This is a genomic window from Nesterenkonia sandarakina, from assembly GCF_003003175.1.
Lineage (GTDB): Bacteria > Actinomycetota > Actinomycetes > Actinomycetales > Micrococcaceae > Nesterenkonia > Nesterenkonia sandarakina_A.
In genome coordinates this window covers 25,532-43,150 of sequence record NZ_PVTY01000013.1, presented here as the reverse complement: position 1 = coordinate 43,150, position 17,619 = coordinate 25,532, and the positions used below count along the sequence as shown (strand labels likewise).

The 17,619-nt window shown below is 68.2% G+C and carries 17 protein-coding genes; 3 read left to right on the top strand and 14 right to left on the bottom strand.

Annotation, left to right across the window (positions count from 1 at the left end):
• Nucleotides 1-133: 133 nt before the first annotated feature.
• A complete protein-coding gene (locus BCL67_RS11260; protein ID WP_258174989.1) occupies nucleotides 134-1,132 on the top strand; it encodes a TAXI family TRAP transporter solute-binding subunit in 999 nt (332 codons plus the stop codon).
• Nucleotides 1,129-3,246 (top strand): TRAP transporter permease, encoded by a 2,118-nt coding sequence (locus BCL67_RS11255; RefSeq protein WP_181255985.1) that lies wholly within the window; start codon nucleotides 1,129-1,131, stop codon nucleotides 3,244-3,246. Before BCL67_RS11260 ends, BCL67_RS11255 begins: the two co-directional genes overlap by 4 nt.
• 103 nt (nucleotides 3,247-3,349) lie before the next feature.
• Here the strand turns inward: BCL67_RS11255 and BCL67_RS11250 are convergent, their stop codons facing one another.
• From BCL67_RS11250 to BCL67_RS11235, 4 genes are all read right to left on the bottom strand, one after another.
• Nucleotides 3,350-3,628, bottom strand: coding sequence for an Lrp/AsnC family transcriptional regulator (locus BCL67_RS11250; RefSeq protein ID WP_058889587.1), 279 nt, complete (start codon nucleotides 3,626-3,628; stop codon nucleotides 3,350-3,352).
• 86 nt (nucleotides 3,629-3,714) lie between these two features.
• Nucleotides 3,715-4,845: an o-succinylbenzoate synthase gene (menC, locus tag BCL67_RS11245; RefSeq protein ID WP_106123532.1), complete on the bottom strand. Its 1,131-nt coding sequence runs from the start codon at nucleotides 4,843-4,845 to the stop codon at nucleotides 3,715-3,717.
• Nucleotides 4,845-5,546, bottom strand: coding sequence for a MurR/RpiR family transcriptional regulator (locus BCL67_RS11240; RefSeq protein ID WP_219886497.1), 702 nt, complete (start codon nucleotides 5,544-5,546; stop codon nucleotides 4,845-4,847). The genes menC and BCL67_RS11240 overlap by 1 nt, the downstream gene beginning before the upstream one ends.
• Entirely contained in the window at nucleotides 5,543-6,364 is an 822-nt protein-coding gene (locus tag BCL67_RS11235; RefSeq protein WP_146131142.1) for a hypothetical protein, read from the bottom strand. Before BCL67_RS11235 ends, BCL67_RS11240 begins: the two co-directional genes overlap by 4 nt.
• Before the next feature lie 51 nt (nucleotides 6,365-6,415).
• On the opposite strand from BCL67_RS11235, the gene BCL67_RS11230 reads away from it, so the two are divergent.
• The gene (locus tag BCL67_RS11230) at nucleotides 6,416-7,582 is read left to right on the top strand and encodes a M20/M25/M40 family metallo-hydrolase (RefSeq protein WP_106123529.1); all 1,167 of its coding nucleotides are present in this window, start codon (nucleotides 6,416-6,418) and stop codon (nucleotides 7,580-7,582) included.
• A gap of 1 nt (nucleotide 7,583) precedes the next feature.
• Here the strand turns inward: BCL67_RS11230 and BCL67_RS11225 are convergent, their stop codons facing one another.
• The 10 genes from BCL67_RS11225 to BCL67_RS11180 form a co-directional block, all read right to left on the bottom strand.
• Nucleotides 7,584-8,003, bottom strand: a complete 420-nt coding sequence (locus BCL67_RS11225) for an Rv3654c family TadE-like protein (RefSeq protein ID WP_106123528.1) — start codon at nucleotides 8,001-8,003, stop codon at nucleotides 7,584-7,586.
• Nucleotides 8,000-8,350: a TadE family type IV pilus minor pilin gene (locus tag BCL67_RS11220; RefSeq protein ID WP_106123527.1), complete on the bottom strand. Its 351-nt coding sequence runs from the start codon at nucleotides 8,348-8,350 to the stop codon at nucleotides 8,000-8,002. Before BCL67_RS11220 ends, BCL67_RS11225 begins: the two co-directional genes overlap by 4 nt.
• Nucleotides 8,334-8,573, bottom strand: coding sequence for a DUF4244 domain-containing protein (locus BCL67_RS15840; RefSeq protein WP_258174987.1), 240 nt, complete (start codon nucleotides 8,571-8,573; stop codon nucleotides 8,334-8,336). Before BCL67_RS15840 ends, BCL67_RS11220 begins: the two co-directional genes overlap by 17 nt.
• A 323-nt stretch (nucleotides 8,574-8,896) precedes the next feature.
• Nucleotides 8,897-9,919, bottom strand: coding sequence for an aldo/keto reductase (locus BCL67_RS11210; protein WP_106123525.1), 1,023 nt, complete (start codon nucleotides 9,917-9,919; stop codon nucleotides 8,897-8,899).
• A gap of 97 nt (nucleotides 9,920-10,016) precedes the next feature.
• Nucleotides 10,017-10,694 (bottom strand): methionine ABC transporter permease, encoded by a 678-nt coding sequence (locus BCL67_RS11205; RefSeq protein ID WP_106123524.1) that lies wholly within the window; start codon nucleotides 10,692-10,694, stop codon nucleotides 10,017-10,019.
• Nucleotides 10,691-11,719 (bottom strand): methionine ABC transporter ATP-binding protein, encoded by a 1,029-nt coding sequence (locus tag BCL67_RS11200; protein ID WP_106123523.1) that lies wholly within the window; start codon nucleotides 11,717-11,719, stop codon nucleotides 10,691-10,693. The genes BCL67_RS11205 and BCL67_RS11200 overlap by 4 nt, the downstream gene beginning before the upstream one ends.
• The gene (locus BCL67_RS11195) at nucleotides 11,716-12,708 is read right to left on the bottom strand and encodes a MetQ/NlpA family ABC transporter substrate-binding protein (protein ID WP_106123522.1); all 993 of its coding nucleotides are present in this window, start codon (nucleotides 12,706-12,708) and stop codon (nucleotides 11,716-11,718) included. The genes BCL67_RS11200 and BCL67_RS11195 overlap by 4 nt, the downstream gene beginning before the upstream one ends.
• A gap of 392 nt (nucleotides 12,709-13,100) precedes the next feature.
• Nucleotides 13,101-15,665: a DEAD/DEAH box helicase gene (locus tag BCL67_RS11190; protein ID WP_106123521.1), complete on the bottom strand. Its 2,565-nt coding sequence runs from the start codon at nucleotides 15,663-15,665 to the stop codon at nucleotides 13,101-13,103.
• Nucleotides 15,666-15,697: 32 nt separating this feature from the next.
• Complete coding sequence (locus BCL67_RS11185) at nucleotides 15,698-16,744, bottom strand: homocysteine S-methyltransferase family protein (RefSeq protein WP_106123520.1); 1,047 nt, start codon at nucleotides 16,742-16,744, stop codon at nucleotides 15,698-15,700.
• Nucleotides 16,745-16,852: 108 nt separating this feature from the next.
• Complete coding sequence (locus tag BCL67_RS11180; protein WP_106123519.1) at nucleotides 16,853-17,554, bottom strand: GNAT family N-acetyltransferase; 702 nt, start codon at nucleotides 17,552-17,554, stop codon at nucleotides 16,853-16,855.
• Between the last annotated feature and the right edge of the window lie 65 nt (nucleotides 17,555-17,619).

Sequence of the window (17,619 nt, the reverse complement as noted above, 5' to 3'; positions counted from 1 at the left end):
AGAGGGTATCCGTGAGGCCAGCAAAGTGTCCTGCGCCACGGTAAAGTGGCTGACTACACATCGCACCGTGTATAGAACCAGAACATAGATCACTGCACCTTGAATCACTCGACTGAGGAGAAGACTCATGAAAATGCGTCGCACAACAATTGCAGTCACCGCTGCAGCCGCCCTTGCCCTGTCCGCCTGCGGCGGAGGCGAAGAGGGTGGAGACGAAGAGGTCCAGACCGGAGACGAGGACAGCTTCACCAATGAGCTGACCTTCGGCACCGGCGGCGTCGCCGGCACCTACTTCCCGCTCGGCGACGAACTGGCCACCATCTTCGAGGAGAACATCGAAGACGTCTCGGTCACAGCGATCGAGACCGGCGGCTCCGCGGACAACCTGGGCGGCATCTTCCAGGAAGAGATGCAGCTCGGCCTGACGCAGAACGACACGGCCGTCATGGGCGTCAATGGCGAGATCGAGGACCTCGACGGCGTGGCCCTGGACAACTTCGGCTGGATCGCCAACCTCTACCCCGAGGCCGCGCACATCATCGTCCGCGAAGACTCCGGGATCGAGTCCATCGAGGATCTCGAAGGACAGACCATCGCCGTGGGCGACGTCGGCTCGGGCACCCGCGCGATCTCCGACGCGATCCTCTCCGCGCACGGGATCGAAGAGGGCGACTACACCGCCGAGGTCGCCGACTTCGGCACCTCGACGGACATGCTCGCCGACGGACAGATCGACGCGTCGATCTTCGTCGTCGGCGTCCCGGTGGCAGGGCTGACCCAGCTGGCGGCCTCCACCGATGTTGCGCTGCTGGGCATCGAAGACGACATGACCGAGACCATCTCGGGCGAGTCCGGTGCCGAGTCCTACGACATCGCCGCCGACGCCTACGACTTCCTCGATGAGGACGTCACCACGGTCTCGGTGTTCGCCGCACTGGTCGCCTCCACCACTCAGGTCAGCGAGGACCTCGGCTACGAGATCACGGCCGCCACCCTGGAGAACGCCGGCGACGTCACGCTCGAGATCGGCGAGAACATCACCGAGGAGAACGCTCTGACGGGCATCGGGGACATCCCGCTGCACCCCGGCGCTGAGCGCTACTTCGACGAGCAGGGCATTGACCTGCCGTGACACGCAGCACTGCTGAGAATCGCTCCCCGGCTCCCGCTGACCAGCAGGAGCCGGGGGTCGGTGCTGAGGAACGAGCAGCCGAGATCCTTCGGCAGCACGACACCTCGAGCCGCTTCCGGACGGACCTGGGCTGGTGGACATGGATCGTGGGCGGCCTGTCCGTGGCCTTCACGCTCTACCACCTGTACTACGCGCTCGAGCGACCCTTCACCGGCTGGATCCACGGCGCCCTGCATCTCGCAGGCGCCACCTCCCTGGTCTTCCTGCTCTACCCGGCGAGCAAGAAGCTGCTCGACCTCAAGCCCACGGGAGTGCTCTGGAAGGACGTCCTGGTCGGTCGCGGCCGCGGCGTCCCCTGGTACGACGCCGTGCTCGCGGCAGCAGGTATGGCGGTCAACCTCTACATCGTGTTCCGCTACGAGTACCTGGTCGGCAACGCCGTGCAGATCCTCGGCTTCAGCGCGCTGGACTACGCCGTCGCAGTGGCCGGCACTCTGCTGGTCCTCGAAGCCACGCGCCGCTGTGTCGGTCTGCCGATCGTGATCATCGCTGGCTGCGCCATCGCCTACGCGGTCTTCGGCAATATGAGCCCGATCTTCCCGCACCGCGGACGCTCCTGGGACGCCTTCGCGACGGAGACCTTCCTCTCCACCAGGTCGATCTTCGGCACGCCGCTGCAGGTCTCGGCGAACTTCATCTTCCTCTTCCTGCTCTTCGCCGTGGTCCTGCTTCGCACCAACATCGGCCAGTTCTTCAACGACCTCGCCTTCCGCGCCGCCGGCAAGTACACCGGCGGGCCGGCCAAGGCCGCCGTCGCCGCCTCGGGGCTGCAGGGCATGGTCTCTGGCTCCTCGGTGGCCAACACGGTGGCTTCCGGCTCCTTCACGATCCCGATCATGAAGAAGGCCGGGTTCAAGCCACACTTCGCCGCCGCCACCGAGGCCACTGCCTCCACCGGTGGACAGCTGATGCCCCCGATCATGGGTGCCGCGGCGTTCATCATGGCGCAGAACGTGCCGGACCTGGAGTACAACGATCTGATCGTCATCGCCATCATCCCTGCGGTGCTCTATTTCCTGGGCGCCTTCCTCTCGGTGCACTTCGAGGCGAAGCGTCGGGAGATCAAGGGGCTTCCGGTCGAGGACCTGCCCAGCATCCGATCGCTGGTCACCCGCGCCGATCTCTTGCTGCCGCTGGTCGTGATCATCGGCACGCTGATCGCTGGCCTGACGCCCACCCGTGCGGCGCTGCTAGGCATTGCGACGGCGGTGGTCCTGAGCTTCTTCCGGTCCTCGACACGGCTCAACGTGCGCGGATTTGTGGAGCTCTTCATCGCCGCGGCACGCACCGCGCTGCCGGTGATCGCGGCCTGCGCCACAGCCGGCATCGTCGCGGGCACCGTGACGGCCACCGGTCTGGGCGGTCAGCTCGGCCGCGGGCTGGTGAACCTCGCCGGCGGCAGCTTCCTGCTGGTGCTCTTCTTCGTGATGATCGCCTGCATCATCCTGGGCATGGGCCTGCCGACCACTGCGAATTACGTGGTCACCGCCTCAGTTGCGGCGCCGATCTTGTACAACAACTTCGACGTTCCGCTGATCGCGGCGCACATGTTCGTGTTCTTCTTCGGCATCCTCGCGGACATCACGCCGCCGGTCTGTCTCGCGGCCTACGCGGGTGCCGGCATCGCCGGGGCCAACCCGATGGCTGCCGGCGTCGCGGCGGTGAAGATCGCGCTTGCCGGCTTCCTGATCCCGTACGCCTTCATCCTGGAGCCGGCGCTGCTGCTCCAAGGCACGTGGGACGAGCTCACGATCGCCCTGGTCACCGTGATCGTGGGGATGATCGCGCTGGCCGCGGGTCTTGCCGGGTATCTGCTGCTGCGTGCCAACGTGGTCGAGCGGACGCTGCTGATCGTCGGTGGCCTCATGCTGATCTATCCGGATCTGATGATCTCCGTCGGCGGCATGGTGGGCCTCGCCGTGGCAGTGGTGCTGCAGCTGGTGCATCGCGGACGCGGGGATGGGTCTTCAGAGAAGACCGAAACCGACGACGACGCCCATGTCACCGCCCGAGGCGGCGGTTCGGTGGAGAATCCAGCACCGGGCATGGCGTGAGCCGACCTGAGGCTAAGCGGGCCTCGGGCAACTGAGGCGCAGGATCACCCAGGCGCCGCAGCAATGAGGCGTCGACAACACTGGAGCGCCGAGAACACTGAGGCTACTCTCCGCCGAGGCTGAAGCTGGCTTCGAGCTCCTGGTCCGAATAGGTCCGGAACGCGACCATGGTCTCGGTGTCATGCACCGTGGCCACCTTGGAGATCTTCGCCGGGACCAGGTCGCTGAGATCCTCCAGATTCGGAGTCTTCACCATCGCCACCAGATCCCATTTCCCGGTGACCGAATAGACGGCCTGGACTTCATCGATATTGGCGATGTCCTGCGCGGACTCGGGGATCCGGTGCGGATCGGTCTTCATCATCACGAATGCGGTGACCATGGTGATCGCTGCCTCTCAGCCGGTGAGACTTCTCGAACGCTGCTCGATGTCAGGTCATGCCAGGATACTGCGCCCCGGACGGGGGTTCAGGCCTGGAAGCGCTGCCGCCGGGTCGCGTGGGCGGCGATGACCTCCGCGCGCACCCCGTGGCCCAGCCCGGGGGTGGTCGGGACCTGCACCACGCCCTGCTCGGCGGTGACCGGCGGATCGATGATGTCTTCGGCGTAGTACTTCCCGGAGGCGGACACGTCCGAGGGCAGCGTGAAGCCCGGCAGTGAGGAGAGGGCAACGTTCGCCAGCCGACCGACGCCGAATTCGTGCATGCCTCCACACCAGACCGGCCAACCGGCGGCCGACGCGATCGCGTGGGCATCACGGGCTGCGCTGAGCCCACCCATCCGGGAGACCTTGATGTTGAGCACGTTGCCAGCCTTCAGGGCCAGCGCGGTGCGCAGATCATCGAGGGTCTCCACCGACTCGTCCAGGCAGACCGGGGTCGTCAGCGCCGCGGTGAGGCGCGCGTGGTCCAGGAAGTTCTTCGGAGCGAAGGGCTGCTCGATCATGGTCAGCCGGAACGGATCCAGGGCGCGCAGCACCTCGAAGGCCGCCTCACCCCCAGGTTCGGTGGAGCCCGGGTAGGCGCCGTTGGCGTCGACATGGACATCGAGATCAGGGAAGGCCTCACGCACCGCGCGCACCGGCTCCACATCCCATCCCGGCGCGATCTTAAGCTTCACCCGGGGATAGCCGGACTCCACGTGACGGGTCACCTCGGTGAGCAGCGCGTCGATGCTGGGCTCGATGCCCAGCGAGACTCCGGCGATGACCGAGTCGCGGTCCCCGCCGAGGGCCCGTGCCAGCGGAACCGACTGAGCCTGGGTCCACAGGGTCCATGCGGCCATCTCAATCCCGGCCTTGGCGAAGTAGTTCCCGCGCACCTTGGCGTAGAGTCCCGCGATCTCGTCGGGGTGGTCCCACTCGGCGCCGAGGACGGCGGGGATCAGGTGCTCGACGGCCGTCTGCCAGGCCGTCGTCGTCGTCTCGGGGGCGTAGAAGGGGCCCGCGGGGGAGGCGATCTCGCCCCATCCGGTGGTCCCGTCCTCGGCGATCATCTCCACCAGCAGGTGGCGCAGCGAGGACTTCCGGTGCGAGCTGGTCTCGAAGGCGTGGCGCAGGGGCAGCTCGACGTCGTGGAGCACGATCTCTGTGGCGCGCATCAGATATACAGTCCCATCTCTTGGATCAGTGATTCTCTCTCGGTCAGCCGACGGCGGCTTCCCTTGGCACTTGCGGTGGTCAGCGCGGTGAGCAGGTGGATCACCGCGGCGATGCCGGTGGCGGAGTCCGTGACCGAGGCGGAGTCGGTGGGGACGATGACGACTTCGCTGGCCGGCTCCACCAACGGGGACTCGGCCGAGTCTGTGACCGCGACGACCGTGCCGCCGCGCTGGGCGAAGGCGTGCACCAGCTCAGCCGTCTCCCGACGATAGCGGCGCATCGAGAACGCCACCAGGACGTCGGTGCCGCGCACGTCGGTGAGCACATCGATGCTGCGGGTGCTCTGGCCGTCGATGAGCGAGACCTGGCTGACCCCGTGGGAGAGGTCCAGGTCGAGCAGGTGTGCGAAGGCCGCGGACCGGCCGTGGCCCACGATGAACCGACGTCGGGCGCCGGCGATCAGCGCCGCGGCCCGGGCGACGGAGTCCTCGGTCTCGAAGCTGGCGAAGACCCGCTCGAGATTCTCCCGCTCCTTGCGGATCAGCCGCGCCTGCAGAGTCTTGGCCGAGGCGCGTGGGGACATGCTGGCGCCGAAGCGGGCGGCCGGATTGTCCAGGCCGCGCTGGTCCTGCGCGACGGCATCAGAGTCGCCGCTCATACGTTGGTCCGGACGCTCGTCGGGGAGCCTCGCGCTGCTCATGCGGGCCTGATAAAGCGGTAGATCGCGAGGTCCTCGTCCACACGGCGGCAGGAGACCGCCACGAACCCCTGCTCGAAGATCTCGCTGAACCGGGTGCGGAGCAGCTCGATGACGGTCGGATCGGTGGGCTGCTGGGCGGGGACCGCGAGCGCGATCGCGTCTGCACCCGTGTGGATCTGCCCGGGAGCCGTGAGCGGCTGCGCCGCCAGCTGTGCCTCGAACTGCTCGCCGGTTACGTTGTGCACGTCCTGCGGCCGGGCTGCGGCCTCACCGAGTCGCCATTCCACGGTGATGCGGTCGGTGCCTGGACCGGCGAGGGCGTCGCGGGCGAACCAACGGCCCTGCGCGCCGAGCACATCGAGGTTGAAGTGCGCGTTGCGGCTGATCATCGGATTGTAGGTCCAGCGCATCCGGCTTGATCCCTGCCGGTGGGCGACCGCGGCCTGGACGTTCTTCAACGCGCGGCCCACGCCCTGGCCCTGCAGGTCCGCAGCGACCACGGCGGCCTGGGAGAAGTGGTAGATATGCGGATCGTCCTCGTCGGTCTCCACCGCAGTCCAGCCGAAGGCCATGCCGCGGACGGTGCCGGCGTCGTCGACCGCGCCGATGACGGTGCCGCCGTAGGTGAGCAGGTTCTTCAGCAGACGGGGGTTGATGCCCTGGTCCTCGCCGCTGTACGAGAAGACCTCGCGGTAGAGCCGAGAGGCGGCTTCGAGCTCCGCGACCTCGGTCAGGCCCCGGACCACCACCCCATCAGCCAGGCTGATCGATTCCGGCATGGCGGGGGAAGCGGGTGCGACGGCATCCTGATGTGTCATGCGGTCCTCTCGAAGCCTGGTCAATGTTCATACGTTGCGTATCATAGTCCCATGGATACCTCTTCTCCCACTGCCCTGCTTGATCTGGCGAGGAAACGCTATGACCGCACCCTTGAACTTCTGGAACGGATGGTGGTGACCGAGTCTCCCACCGGAGACGCCGAGGGAGTCACCGCCGTCGCCGATCAGGTGCGCGAGCTCTTCGCCGAGCACGACGCCGAGATCGCTGTCCACGCGGGGGAGTGGGGGACCCACCTGGTGCTGGACATCCCCGGGGCAGGATCGAAGCGCGATGCCGCGCCGGTGCTCTTCATCGGTCACTCGGACACGGTGTGGCCCACCGGAACCCTGGAGACGATGCCGTTCCGGGTCGACGAGGGCATCGCCTACGGTCCCGGGATCTTCGACATGAAGTCCGGACTGCTGATGATGCACCAGGGGCTGAGCGTGAGCACCGAGCTGGGACTGTCCCGGCCGCCGGTGCGCGTGATCGTGGTCGGGGATGAGGAGATCGGCTCGCCGAGCTCGCGGGAGCTGCTGCTCGCCAGCGCCGAGGGGACCAGCGCCGCTCTGGGCTTCGAGTCACCCCACCCCGGCGGGGCGCTCAAGGTCGGCCGGCTCGGCAGCACCCGGCTCCGGCTGGAGGTCACCGGCCGGGCCTCGCACGCTGCCCTGGATCCCGAGGGGGGTGTCAACGCGATCGAGGAGCTCGTGGACCAGATCCTGGCCCTGCGCGAGATCATCGGGTCAGCCCAGCAGACCGCTCCGGGGGATGTGCTCTGCAACGTTGGCACCATCGCCGGAGGCGGCAAGACCAACGTGGTGCCCGCAGCGGCGTCGGTGGAGGTGGGACTGAGGTTCCGCGCCCCCGAGGTCGAGAATCAGGTGCTGGCGTCGATCCGCGAGCTCACCCCCGTCCGCTCCGATGCCCAGCTGGAAGTCCGCACCTTGTCCCAGCGGCCCGCCTGGCAGGCCGACGCCGCCGATGAGGCGCTGCTCGCGACCGTGGAGGCGGCCGCCGCTGACGCGGGACTTGCCGCCGTCGGCGGGCGACCCGCGGCGGGAGCGGGAGACACCAATTTCCTGGGATCCAGCCTGGCAACCCTCGATGGTCTTGGACCCGACGGCGCGGGAGCCCACGCCGATCACGAGCAGGTCCGACTGGAATCGATCCCGGAACGGATCGCCCTGCTGGCGGCGCTGCTCGCCCGACTCTGAGTCAGTCTGAGGAGGGAGGCCCGGCTCGGGCGGCGCCGCGGCTGAGCAGTCCGGAGAGATCGACGCCGCCGGGGTCGATCAGCCGGTCGGGCAGGATCGGCACCGCGGTGTGCACCAGCACGTCGGTGCCGGCGTGGCCGGTCACGGTGCAGCTGGTGAGCTCCACGTCGTTGCGGTCGGCCACCGCCTCCGCCACGGCGCACGGGCTTCCGGTGCTGATCCCGCGCACCGCATCGGCGCCGGCGAGGGCGGCCAGATCAGCGCCCCGGGCCGCCTGTGCGGAGGAGACGGCGACCATGCTCACGGCCTGAGTCGCGGCGAGCAGCACCAGCAGCGTCATGATCAGGCCCAGGGCCAGCACGGTGCCGGAACCGCGTTCGCCCCGGATCGACTTTCGGGGTGTCATGGGGGCAGATCTCATGGCAGCTCCTCGACGCGGGCCGTGGCCGCAGCGTCCTGGGTCATCGCGACCTCGACCCAGCCAAGCACCCGCACCGGCCGGAGGAGCGTCACGGTGACGTAGCCCTGCTCCTGACTCAGCCGGAAGGACACCTCCTCCCCGGCGACCCGACGAGCCGCCGCCTCCGCCGAGGCTGGGTCCTCTCCGCGGGCCAGCTCCCGCGCCGCCGCCCGAGCCCCCGTCTCCAGAGTGACCTGGGCCGCCCCGTGGAGACCGAGCGAGAGCACCAGCAGCAGCACGAGCACCACCGTCGGCAGCGCGACCGCGAACTCCGCGCTGATCGACCCGCGCTCAGAACGAGAGCGCACGTTCGACGATGCCGGTCAGCAGTCCCCGTGCGGTGCCGGAGCTCAGCACCGCGACCAGCAGCCCGGCGAACCCGACGGCCGCGAGCATCACGATGCCGTACTCCGCCGTGGCGAGACCGGTCTCCTCCTGATGGACCTGCTGTGCCAGATGTTCGGACTTCTTCGGGGTGGTGTGCGTGGGAGTCTTCCCCTTGGCGGTGCGTGCGGTGACGATGCGTTCCATGACCGACCTTCCGTGACGAATGATGCCTGCTGACTGCAGGTCCTCATCAGTCTTGGCCGCTCGGACGTCGATTCCCCCGAGACGAGCCGCACTGTGGAGAGGCGTGATGGGGCCAGGCGAACCTCGGGGCTGGGGCAAACCCTGCCGCTCGGCCACGTCCAGGCCCGACGGAAGATCGCCGCTGAGCATCGATTGTGCAATCTGTGCAGGTCTTTACGGCCATACTGCCCTACAGCGCGGCCGAATCGCACAATGGATGCCCGTTGGGGCCCGGGGCGCCCCGGTGCACGTCCCGTCGGGCCCAGGGCACGCCACCCGCCCGCTCAGCTGCGCGGGAGAAGCCCTTCACGCCCGCCGGAGACCCAGCGCGGGTCGAAGCTGCGGTCACCGGAGACCTGACCGGCGAGCGCGTCCAGCTCTGCCAGCGCCTCACCGGGAAGGGCGACGTCCACCCCGTGCTGCAGCTCGTCCCAGTGCGCGGCCGTGCGCGTCCCCGGAATCGGGGAGATCTGCACGCCCAGGGCGCTGGCCTGCTGATACAGCCAGGCCAGGGCCAGCCCCGCGGTGGGGAGGTCCAGCCGCGCCGCGACAGCGCGCACCTGTTCGAGGAGGGAGGCGTTCTGCGGGAGGTTCTCCGGCATGAACCACGGGAAGTTCTGCCGGATGTCCTCGGCGGGGAGGGCCTTCGCGTCGAAGGAATCGGTGAGCAGTCCTCGGCCCACCGGCGAGTACGGCACGAAGCCGATCCCCAGCCGGGCACAGGTCGGGAGCACATGGGCTTCCACGTCCCGGGCGAAGATGCTCCATTCGCTCTGCACCGCCGTGATCGGGTGCACCGCGTGGCCGCGGGCGATCTCGTCCCCGGTGGCCTCCGAGAGTCCGATGGCGCGCACCTTGCCCGCGGTGACCAGCTCGCCCAGGGCCCCGACGCTCTCCTCGATCGGGGTCTCAGGGTCCACCCGGTGCAGGTAGTAGAGGTCCACGTGATCGGTGCCCAGCCGGCGCAGACTCTGATCGATCTGGTCCTTGATGTACGCCGCGTCGCCTCGGGCCCGGCGCTTGCCGACCCCGGCGCCCTTCTCGATGCCCACCTTGGTCGCCAGCACGAACTCCTCGCGTCGGTGCTTCAGGAAGGTCCCCAGCACCCGCTCGCTCTCGCCGTCGCCGTAGATGTTCGCGGTGTCCAGGAAGGTGACCTCGCGCCGGGCCACGTGGTCCAGCAGCTCCAGCGAATCCGCCTCGCTGATGGCCCCATAGGCGCCGGCCAGTGACATCGCGCCATAACCCAGCGCCGATGTCTCGAGCTGATGCTGGCCGGTTCCCAAGGTGATGGAACGCAGAGTCATGGATGAATCCTTCCGTGGTGCATGGACAGAGAGCAGAGATAGGTGAGCAGAGATCAGGAACGACGACGGCGGCACGGCGTGCCGCCGAACAGGCCGGTCAGCGCCGCATCACCTTGCGCGCCGCCCAGTTGCCCACCAGCTGCAGCGACTGGACGAAGATGATCACCACGATCACCGCCAGCCAGGTCACTTCCGGATTGAACCGGTTGTAGCCCTCGACGATGGCGAAGTTGCCGATGCCGCCGCCGCCGATGATGCCCGCCAGCGCCGACATGTCGGTGAGCGCGATGATCACAAAGGTATACCCCAGGATCAGCGGGCCCAGCGCCTCCGGCAGCAGCACCGTGAGAATGATGCGCAGCCGGGATGCGCCCATGGCGCGGGCTGCCTCGATCACCCCGGGGTCGATCGAGACCAGGTTCTGCTCCACGATCCGGGCGATCGCGAAGGTGGAGGCCCAGATCATCACGAAAATCACCGCATCGTTGCCGATCCCGGAACCGATCACGTAGATGGTCACAGGCTGCAGCGCGGCGATCAGGATCACGAACGGGATCGGTCGGATCAGGTTCACGACGAAGTTCATCGCCATATAGGCGGCCTTGTTCGAGAGCAGCCCGCCGTCCCGCGTGGTGTAGAGCGTGAGCCCGATGGCGAGACCGATGAACCCGCCGAGGAGGAAGGCCCACGCGACCATGTAGATGGTGTCGGCGATGGCCGAGAGCAGCTCGGGCCCGTAGTAGCTCCAGTCCAGAGCTCGGTATGTGTCGATCATTCGTGCACCTCCTGGACCTCTCCGGCGGAGTTCAGCGCCGCGACGAAGGCCTCCACCGCGCTGACCTCGCCTTCCAGGGCGAGGGTCAGCAGCCCATAGGACGCGTTCTTGGTCGTGTTCATGCCGCCGTGCACGATCTCGAAGGACACACCGTGCGAGACCGCCTGGCCCAGCACGGCGCTGACGGCTCCGGCGTTCTGCAGCGAGACCACCACGAGCCGACCGGTGGCGTGCCCGCGGATCCGCCGCACATCCTCCGACGTCGGGCGGTTCTTCAAGGCCGCGCCGACGAAGCTGGCGTCCTTGGACTCGCGCGGGCTGGAGAAGACGTCATAGACCAGCCCGGACTCCACGATCCGTCCCTGGTCCATCACGGCCACCCGGTCCGCGATGGAACGGATGACCTCCATCTCGTGCGTGATCGCCACGATGGTGATGCCGAGCTCCTCGTTCGCGCGGCGCAGCAGTCGCAGGACCTCGCCGGTGGTGTTGGGGTCCAGCGCGGAGGTGGACTCATCGGCCAGGAGGATGTCCGGCTTGGCAGCGAGCGCACGGGCGATCCCGACGCGCTGTTTCTGCCCGCCGGAGAGCTGCTCCGGGTACTGGGTGGCCTTGTCGGCCAGCCCCACGAAGTCCAGCAGCTCCTCCACCCGGGCCTCGCGCTCGGGCTTCTTCCACCCGGCCACCTTCAGCGGATACGCGACATTGCCTGCCACGTTCCGGGAGTGGAACAGGTTGAACTGTTGGAAGACCATGCCGATCCGGGAGCGGACCTTGGTCAGCTGCCCCTCACGCATGGCGGAGATCTCCTGGCCCAGCACGTGGACCGACCCCGCGGTGGGGCGTTCGAGCCCGTTGATCAGCCTGATCAGTGTGGACTTCCCGGCCCCGGAGAACCCGATGACGCCATAGACCTCACCGCGGTCGACGCGCAGGCTCACGTCGTCGACCGCGGTGACCTTCTTGTCTCCCGTCCCGAAGGTGCGGGAGACATTGTTGAACTCGATGAGCGGAGCTGTGCTCACGCGTCGTCGTCCGCTTCCTCATCGTCACCCTCAGCGCCGGACTCGCCCTCGGCGCTGCGCAGCGAATCCTCGTAGTCCACCAGGGCTTCCTGGAGCTGCTCGGCGGTGACCTCCGAGGCGGGGACCGAGGTGTCGGCGGAGAGCTCCGCATCGATCTCAAGCACCCGCTCATCGTGGTAGACCGCGGCGATCTCGCGCAGCGCCTCGTTGTCGCTGTCCTCGGCGCGGGCGACGAAGGCGTTGATGTAGGGGAACGCCGCGGCGTCGGTCGGGTCATCGGCGAAGATGCCGTCGCCCTCGGGGTCGAGCTCGGCGTCCTGGGCGAAGTTGTTGTTGATGATCGAGCCCTCCACCGACTCCAGCGCGTTGACCGTCTGCTGCGCGGCGACCGGCTGAACCGTCACGGTGGAGGCCTCCTCGTCGATGTGGCGCGGCTCGGGCTGGCGGGTCTCCTCCGAGAGCTCCAGCAGACCGGCGGCCACAAGGGTGTTGATGGCGCGCCCCTGGTTCACCGCGTCATTGGGGATCGCGATGGTGTCCCCTTCCGTGAACTCGCTGACATCGGTGTACTCGTTGGAGTACAGGGTCAGCGGCACCGCCGCGGTGGAGCCGATGGGCTGCAGGTCCTCGCCGGAGCTGACGTTGTAGTCCGCCAGGTACGCGATGTGCTGGAACCAGTTGGCGTCGATGTCACCGCTGGTCAACGCCGGGTTCGGCTGGGTGTATTCGGTGAACTCGACGAGTTCGATCTCGTAGCCGAGCTCCTCCTCGGCGATCCGCTCGACCTCGCGGTGGCTCTCGTTGGCGCCGACGACGCCGATGGTGAACTCCTGCTGATCGTCCGGGGCGGCCTCGGTCTCGTCGCCGCCGCGGTCGAAGGCGCTGCAGCTGCTCAGCGCCAGGGCGAGGGTGGCGCTGACGGCCAGGATGCTCAGCCCGCGCTGAGGGCGGTCGGCGGTGGGCCCGGATGAGGTCTGCTGATGAGTCATGAGTGATCCTTATGCTGTGTGCGGGCAGATCTTTGCCCGAAAAGATGACAGGGGTGCCCAGGGAGATGTGCCTGGGGAGCTCGCGAATGTTCACGCGCGAACAGAGGGTGCACCGATGAGTGCGGGTGTGGTGGTGTCCTTTCGACGCTGCTCTTGCCTGTCCCAGTCAGCACCACGGCTGAGCCTCCCGGGCTCCACCGATGGTGAGAACAAGCCGCTTCGTGATCCGGGACCACCCTTGAACATGGGGTTGGTGAGTGACCGTGAACGGATCGTCGGATCACCGCCGACGGCGGATCTCCAGGTCACTTCTCTTGAAGCAGGTTCAATCGTAGCTCACGTTCAAGCCCCGCACAGCGCGCATTCATATTGCGTCACGGACTCGGGTGTGTTCAGTGCTGGGCCCCCGGGGAGCCCGGCGCGGACCCCGGAGCAGACTCTCGAGCAGGCCACGGAGCTGACCCCGAGCCCGAGCCGGGGGCGGATTCCTCGGGCCGGGAGGCCAGGATCGCGCGCAGCAGGTTCAGCGCCGGCTGCTTCTCCAGCGGGTTGTTCTTATTGCCGCATTTCGGCGACTGCACGCAGGAGGGGCACCCGGTGGCGCAGTCGCAGCCCGCGATGGTCTCGGCGGTGGCGCTGATCCATTCGGCGGCCAGCTCGAAGCCGCGTCGCGCGAATCCGGCGCCACCGGGGTGGCCGTCGTAGACGAAGATCGTGGGCAGCTCCGTGTCCCGATGCAGCGCGGTGGAGACTCCGCCGATGTCCCAGCGGTCCCCGGAGGTCAGCAGCGGCAGCAGCCCGATCATGGCATGCTCGGCGGCATGAAGCGCCCCCGGCACGTGCTCCGGGATCACCCCGGCGTCCGCGAGCGCGGTCTCCGGGGCGGTGATCCACATCGCCTGGGTGCGCAACGAGGAGGGCGGCAGGTCCAGCGGCTCGTCGGAGAGCACCTCCGAGGAGCCCAGCGCCTTGCGCTGGAAGCCGACCACGGTGCTGGTGACCTCGACCATGCCGGAGTGCAGCCGGTAGCGACCCCAGTCGGCGGCCTCCTCGACCTGCAGCACCTCGATCGAGGTGGTCTCCCGGGCCTGGGTGTAATAGGGCGGGCTCGCCGGGAAGACCAGCACCGCGCTGTTCTGACGGTCCAGCTCCTCCACGATGTAGCTGCGCCCCTGATGGACATAGACGGCCCCCGGATGCGCCTGCGGCTGGGCCTGGGCGGAGCCCATGTCGCCGATCACGGTGCCGTCTTCAGAGTTCACGATCGTGTAGGGACCGCCCCCGTCGGAGCGCAGCTTCACCCAGGCGGCGGCGGAGACGTCGTCGTGGGCGAAGAACCAGCCGCGTGGCCGGCGCCGCAGATGCCCCTGCTCGGTGAGCGACTCGATCAGCCAGGCCTCGAAGAGCCCCAGGTCAGAGGTGGTCAGCGGCAGCTCCTGGGCCGCGGCGAGGATATGCGGCGCGGCGACATGCGGGTTGGTGGGATCGGTGACCGCATCCTCGACCGCGGTGTCGAAGATCGCCTCGGGGTGGTCCAGCAGATACGAGTCCAACGGGTCGTCCCCGGCGATGAAGAAGGCGGCTCCGCGCTGGCCGGAACGTCCGGCGCGGCCCAGCTGCTGGAAGAACGAGGCGCGGGTGCCGGGCCAGCCGGCGATGATCACCGCGTCCAGGCCCGAGATGTCGATGCCCAGCTCCAGGGCAGGCGTGGACGCGACGCCGAGCAGCCGGCCCTCGCGCAGCGCGTCCTCGAGCTCGCGACGCTCCTCCTTGAGATACCCGGAGCGGTAGGCGGCCACCCGTCCGCGCAGGTCGCGGTCCACCTCGGCGAGCGAATCGGCGGCGATCTGCGCGATGGTCTCGGCTCCGCGGCGGGATCTGATGAACGCCAGCGTCCGGTGTCCGGCGACCACCAGGTCGGTGAGGATGTCGGCGGCCTCCACGGTGAGGCTGCGTTTCAGCGGCGCCGCGTTGTCCCCGGTCAGCGCGGAGTAGGAGGCTTCCCAGAGGTAGACGTCCACCGCTCCGTGCGGGGAGGCGTCCTCGGTGATGGCCTGGACCGCGGCGTCCGGGTGGCCGATGAGCCGGGAGAACGACGTCGCCGGGTCACCGCTGGTGGCCGAGGCTCCGGTGAAGACGGGGTGGGCCCCGTAGTGCGCGCAGATCCGCCGCAGCCGGCGCAGCAGCAGCGCGATGTGGGAGCCGAAGATCCCGCGGCAGCTGTGCGCCTCGTCGATGATCACATAGCGCAGCCGCGCGAAGAACCGGGCCCAGGCCCGGTGGTTGGGCAGGATCCCGACGTTGAGCATGTCGGGATTGGTCAGCACCACATTGGCGTGCTGGCGGATCCAGCGGCGCTCGGCCGGATCGGTGTCCCCGTCATAGGCGGCCGGACGGATGCCGCCCTGGGTCCCGGCAGGCCCCGTGGCCTCGGCGAGCTGGGTCAGCGCGTCCAGCTGGTCGGCCGCCAGCGCCTTGGTGGGGGAGAGGTAGAGCATGGTGGTGCCCACGCTGGACGGAGGGCCGACGCTTCCGAAGGCCGAGCCGGACACGCGCGGAGCCGCGGCGTCCCCGGCTTCTCCAGACCCGCCAGGGCCGCCGAACCCGCCAGCGCCGCCGGCCGCTGACCCCGGCAGCTCCCCGCGCGGGCCCCCGCAGATCTCGGCGAGGCCGGGCAGCTGGGTGCCCAGGGACTTGCCCGACGCCGTGCCGGTGGCCAGGATCGTGTGGCGCCCGGCATGCAGCGCCTCCGCGGCGCTCACCTGGTGGGTGTAGAGCCCGGAGACGCCCAGCTGGCGGTAGCCCGCGCGCAGCTCGGTGGGAACCCAGTCGGGCCAGTCGGCGGTGTGCGCCTGTCGCGCCGGCAGGGTCCGGACGTGGCGCAGCGGACCGGCGTCGCCGATCTCAGCCGTCAGACCCGCACGGCGCAGCAGCTCAAAGGGGTCCTGGTCACGCATCCCCCTCAGGCTACGTCAGGTTCTGGTGGCGCTCAGGCCCGATCGCCCAGGGACCGGATGTGTTCGGGCAGCCGGTCATGAGAGCCGTACATGAAATGGTTCTCCATACGTTCGGAGTAGCGGCTGGCTTCGGTGCTGCGGCCCACGGCTTCGGAGGTCTCACGGATGTGCATCGGTGAGGCGCCGCAGCAGACGCCCAGGTAGTTGATCCCCAGGTCGTAGGCCTCCTTGGCGAACGCGCCGATCTCATAGCGATTGGTGAACAGCGGATCCAGCGCGGTGGGAAAGGTCCGGCCGTGCGGGGAGGGCACGCTGGCGCGCACATCGGAGAGGTTGAAGAAGGTCGGTTCGCTCTGCGTGGTGCGGTAGGGCACGGGCAGCGCGGCGACGTGGCAGGAGACGGCCTCCCGGATCTGACGCAGCCACGGCATCATCGTGTCCGGCCCGCGGAAGCAGTTGAGCCCGACGACGTCGGCTCCGGCCTGCTCCAGGCGCTGGCAGGTCTCGACCACGCCGAGTCCGTCGGCCATCTCTTCGAAGGCCATCGGGGCCAGGGTGAGCACCACCGGGAGTCCGGAGGACCGTGCCGCCTCGAGGGCCGCGAGCGCCTCGCCGGCGTAGTAGAACGTCTCACCGATGATCAGGTCTGCGCCCTCCTGCACCGCCCAGTCGACCATCTCCTCGAACATTGAGCGCACCTCGTTCTGGCGCTGGGCGTCGGTCGGGTCCCAGATGTTGGTGTTGGAGATGTTGCCGGCCATCAGATCCCCGGGGCGTGCGTCGGCGACCTCACGGGCGATCTGCAGAGCCGAGCGGTTCAGCGGCTCGAGCAGATCCTCCTTGCCGATGACCCGCATCTTCTCGCGGTGCCCGTTATAGGTGAACGCCTCGACGATGTCGGAGCCGGCGCGCTGGAAGTCCCGGTGCAGGGCGCGCAGCGCCTCGGGGTCCTCCAGCGCCACCTCGGGGACGAACTCTCCCGCGGTGAGGTAGCCGCGCCGTTCGAGCTCGAAGAGGAACCCTTCGGCGCAGATGACAGGTCCAGCATCGAGGCGATCGGTCAGCGGGTTGGTGGCCATGGGTGCTCCTTCAGCGGCAGTGTGAAGCTGCATCAACCTTCACGATCATGTGAACAATTGAACTTAATGCAGCGATTCGCCGATCATACCGCAGGAGCGGTGCCTGTCCTAGCCGTTGAGGTCGTCGAACTGGGAGTGGCTGGGACGCAGTCGTCCGCCGGAGGTCGCCCCATAGACATGGACGTCGCCGAGCAGCGTCCAGCCCAGGAACTCGTAGAGCTCTCGACCGTCGCCGGTGGCCACGAGCAGGCCCTCTTCGACGTCGTGCTCGTGGGCGATCGCGATCAGCGCGCGGGTCACATAGGTGCCCAGCCCCTGTCGGCGGTAGTCGTTGTTGGTGTAGATCCGGTCCAGGATCGCGTAGTGGCCCACGGTCGCGACCCGGCCGCGGGCGGCGATCTTCTCGCCGTCACGCACCGTGAAGCGGGTCCAGCCGTCGTGGTCCTCGCGCGTGGTGGTGTAGCCCTCCGGGGTGATCGGATCCTCGACGTCCTGAGTGTCCATGTCCACCACCATGAGCTTCTCCTCATCGCTGATGAGCTGCAGCCCGTCGACCGTGCCATGGCTCAGCGACTCGGCGCCGGGCTCCGCGATCACGGTCAACAGTCGGGCGGAGTCCTTCGCGACGGCAGAGGCGATCTTGCGCAGATCGGTCTCCTGCGGGGAGTACAGCACGTACTCCCACTCATCGGAATCTCCGGAGCGCAGAGCTGAGTGGACGTTGCCTTCGTGCTGGACGTCGTAGTCATGAGTTCGCGCCCATCCGGTTACCCAGTGGCGTACAAGGTCATCGCTCAGCTCAGAAGTCATAGTCCGACCATACAAAGAAAAAGCAGCGCACCGTGAGAGGACGGGACAACGAGTTCATAAAGATG

What these genes read in the sequence shown, in the direction of transcription:
- BCL67_RS11185 (WP_106123520.1), bottom strand. Translation starts at nt 16,744, where the DNA reads ATGGCCACCAACCCGCTGACCGATCGCCTCGATGCTGGACCTGTCATC.
- BCL67_RS11260 (WP_258174989.1), top strand. Translation starts at nt 134, where the DNA reads ATGCGTCGCACAACAATTGCAGTCACCGCTGCAGCCGCCCTTGCCCTG.
- BCL67_RS11225 (WP_106123528.1), bottom strand. Translation starts at nt 8,003, where the DNA reads ATGAGATCTGCCCCCATGACACCCCGAAAGTCGATCCGGGGCGAACGC.
- BCL67_RS11250 (WP_058889587.1), bottom strand. Translation starts at nt 3,628, where the DNA reads ATGGTCACCGCATTCGTGATGATGAAGACCGATCCGCACCGGATCCCC.
- BCL67_RS11240 (WP_219886497.1), bottom strand. Translation starts at nt 5,546, where the DNA reads ATGAGCAGCGCGAGGCTCCCCGACGAGCGTCCGGACCAACGTATGAGC.
- BCL67_RS15840 (WP_258174987.1), bottom strand. Translation starts at nt 8,573, where the DNA reads ATGGAACGCATCGTCACCGCACGCACCGCCAAGGGGAAGACTCCCACG.
- BCL67_RS11195 (WP_106123522.1), bottom strand. Translation starts at nt 12,708, where the DNA reads ATGACTCATCAGCAGACCTCATCCGGGCCCACCGCCGACCGCCCTCAG.
- BCL67_RS11205 (WP_106123524.1), bottom strand. Translation starts at nt 10,694, where the DNA reads ATGATCGACACATACCGAGCTCTGGACTGGAGCTACTACGGGCCCGAG.
- BCL67_RS11235 (WP_146131142.1), bottom strand. Translation starts at nt 6,364, where the DNA reads ATGACACATCAGGATGCCGTCGCACCCGCTTCCCCCGCCATGCCGGAA.
- menC (WP_106123532.1), bottom strand. Translation starts at nt 4,845, where the DNA reads ATGCGCGCCACAGAGATCGTGCTCCACGACGTCGAGCTGCCCCTGCGC.
- BCL67_RS11210 (WP_106123525.1), bottom strand. Translation starts at nt 9,919, where the DNA reads ATGACTCTGCGTTCCATCACCTTGGGAACCGGCCAGCATCAGCTCGAG.
- BCL67_RS11230 (WP_106123529.1), top strand. Translation starts at nt 6,416, where the DNA reads ATGGATACCTCTTCTCCCACTGCCCTGCTTGATCTGGCGAGGAAACGC.
- BCL67_RS11190 (WP_106123521.1), bottom strand. Translation starts at nt 15,665, where the DNA reads ATGCGTGACCAGGACCCCTTTGAGCTGCTGCGCCGTGCGGGTCTGACG.
- BCL67_RS11180 (WP_106123519.1), bottom strand. Translation starts at nt 17,554, where the DNA reads ATGACTTCTGAGCTGAGCGATGACCTTGTACGCCACTGGGTAACCGGA.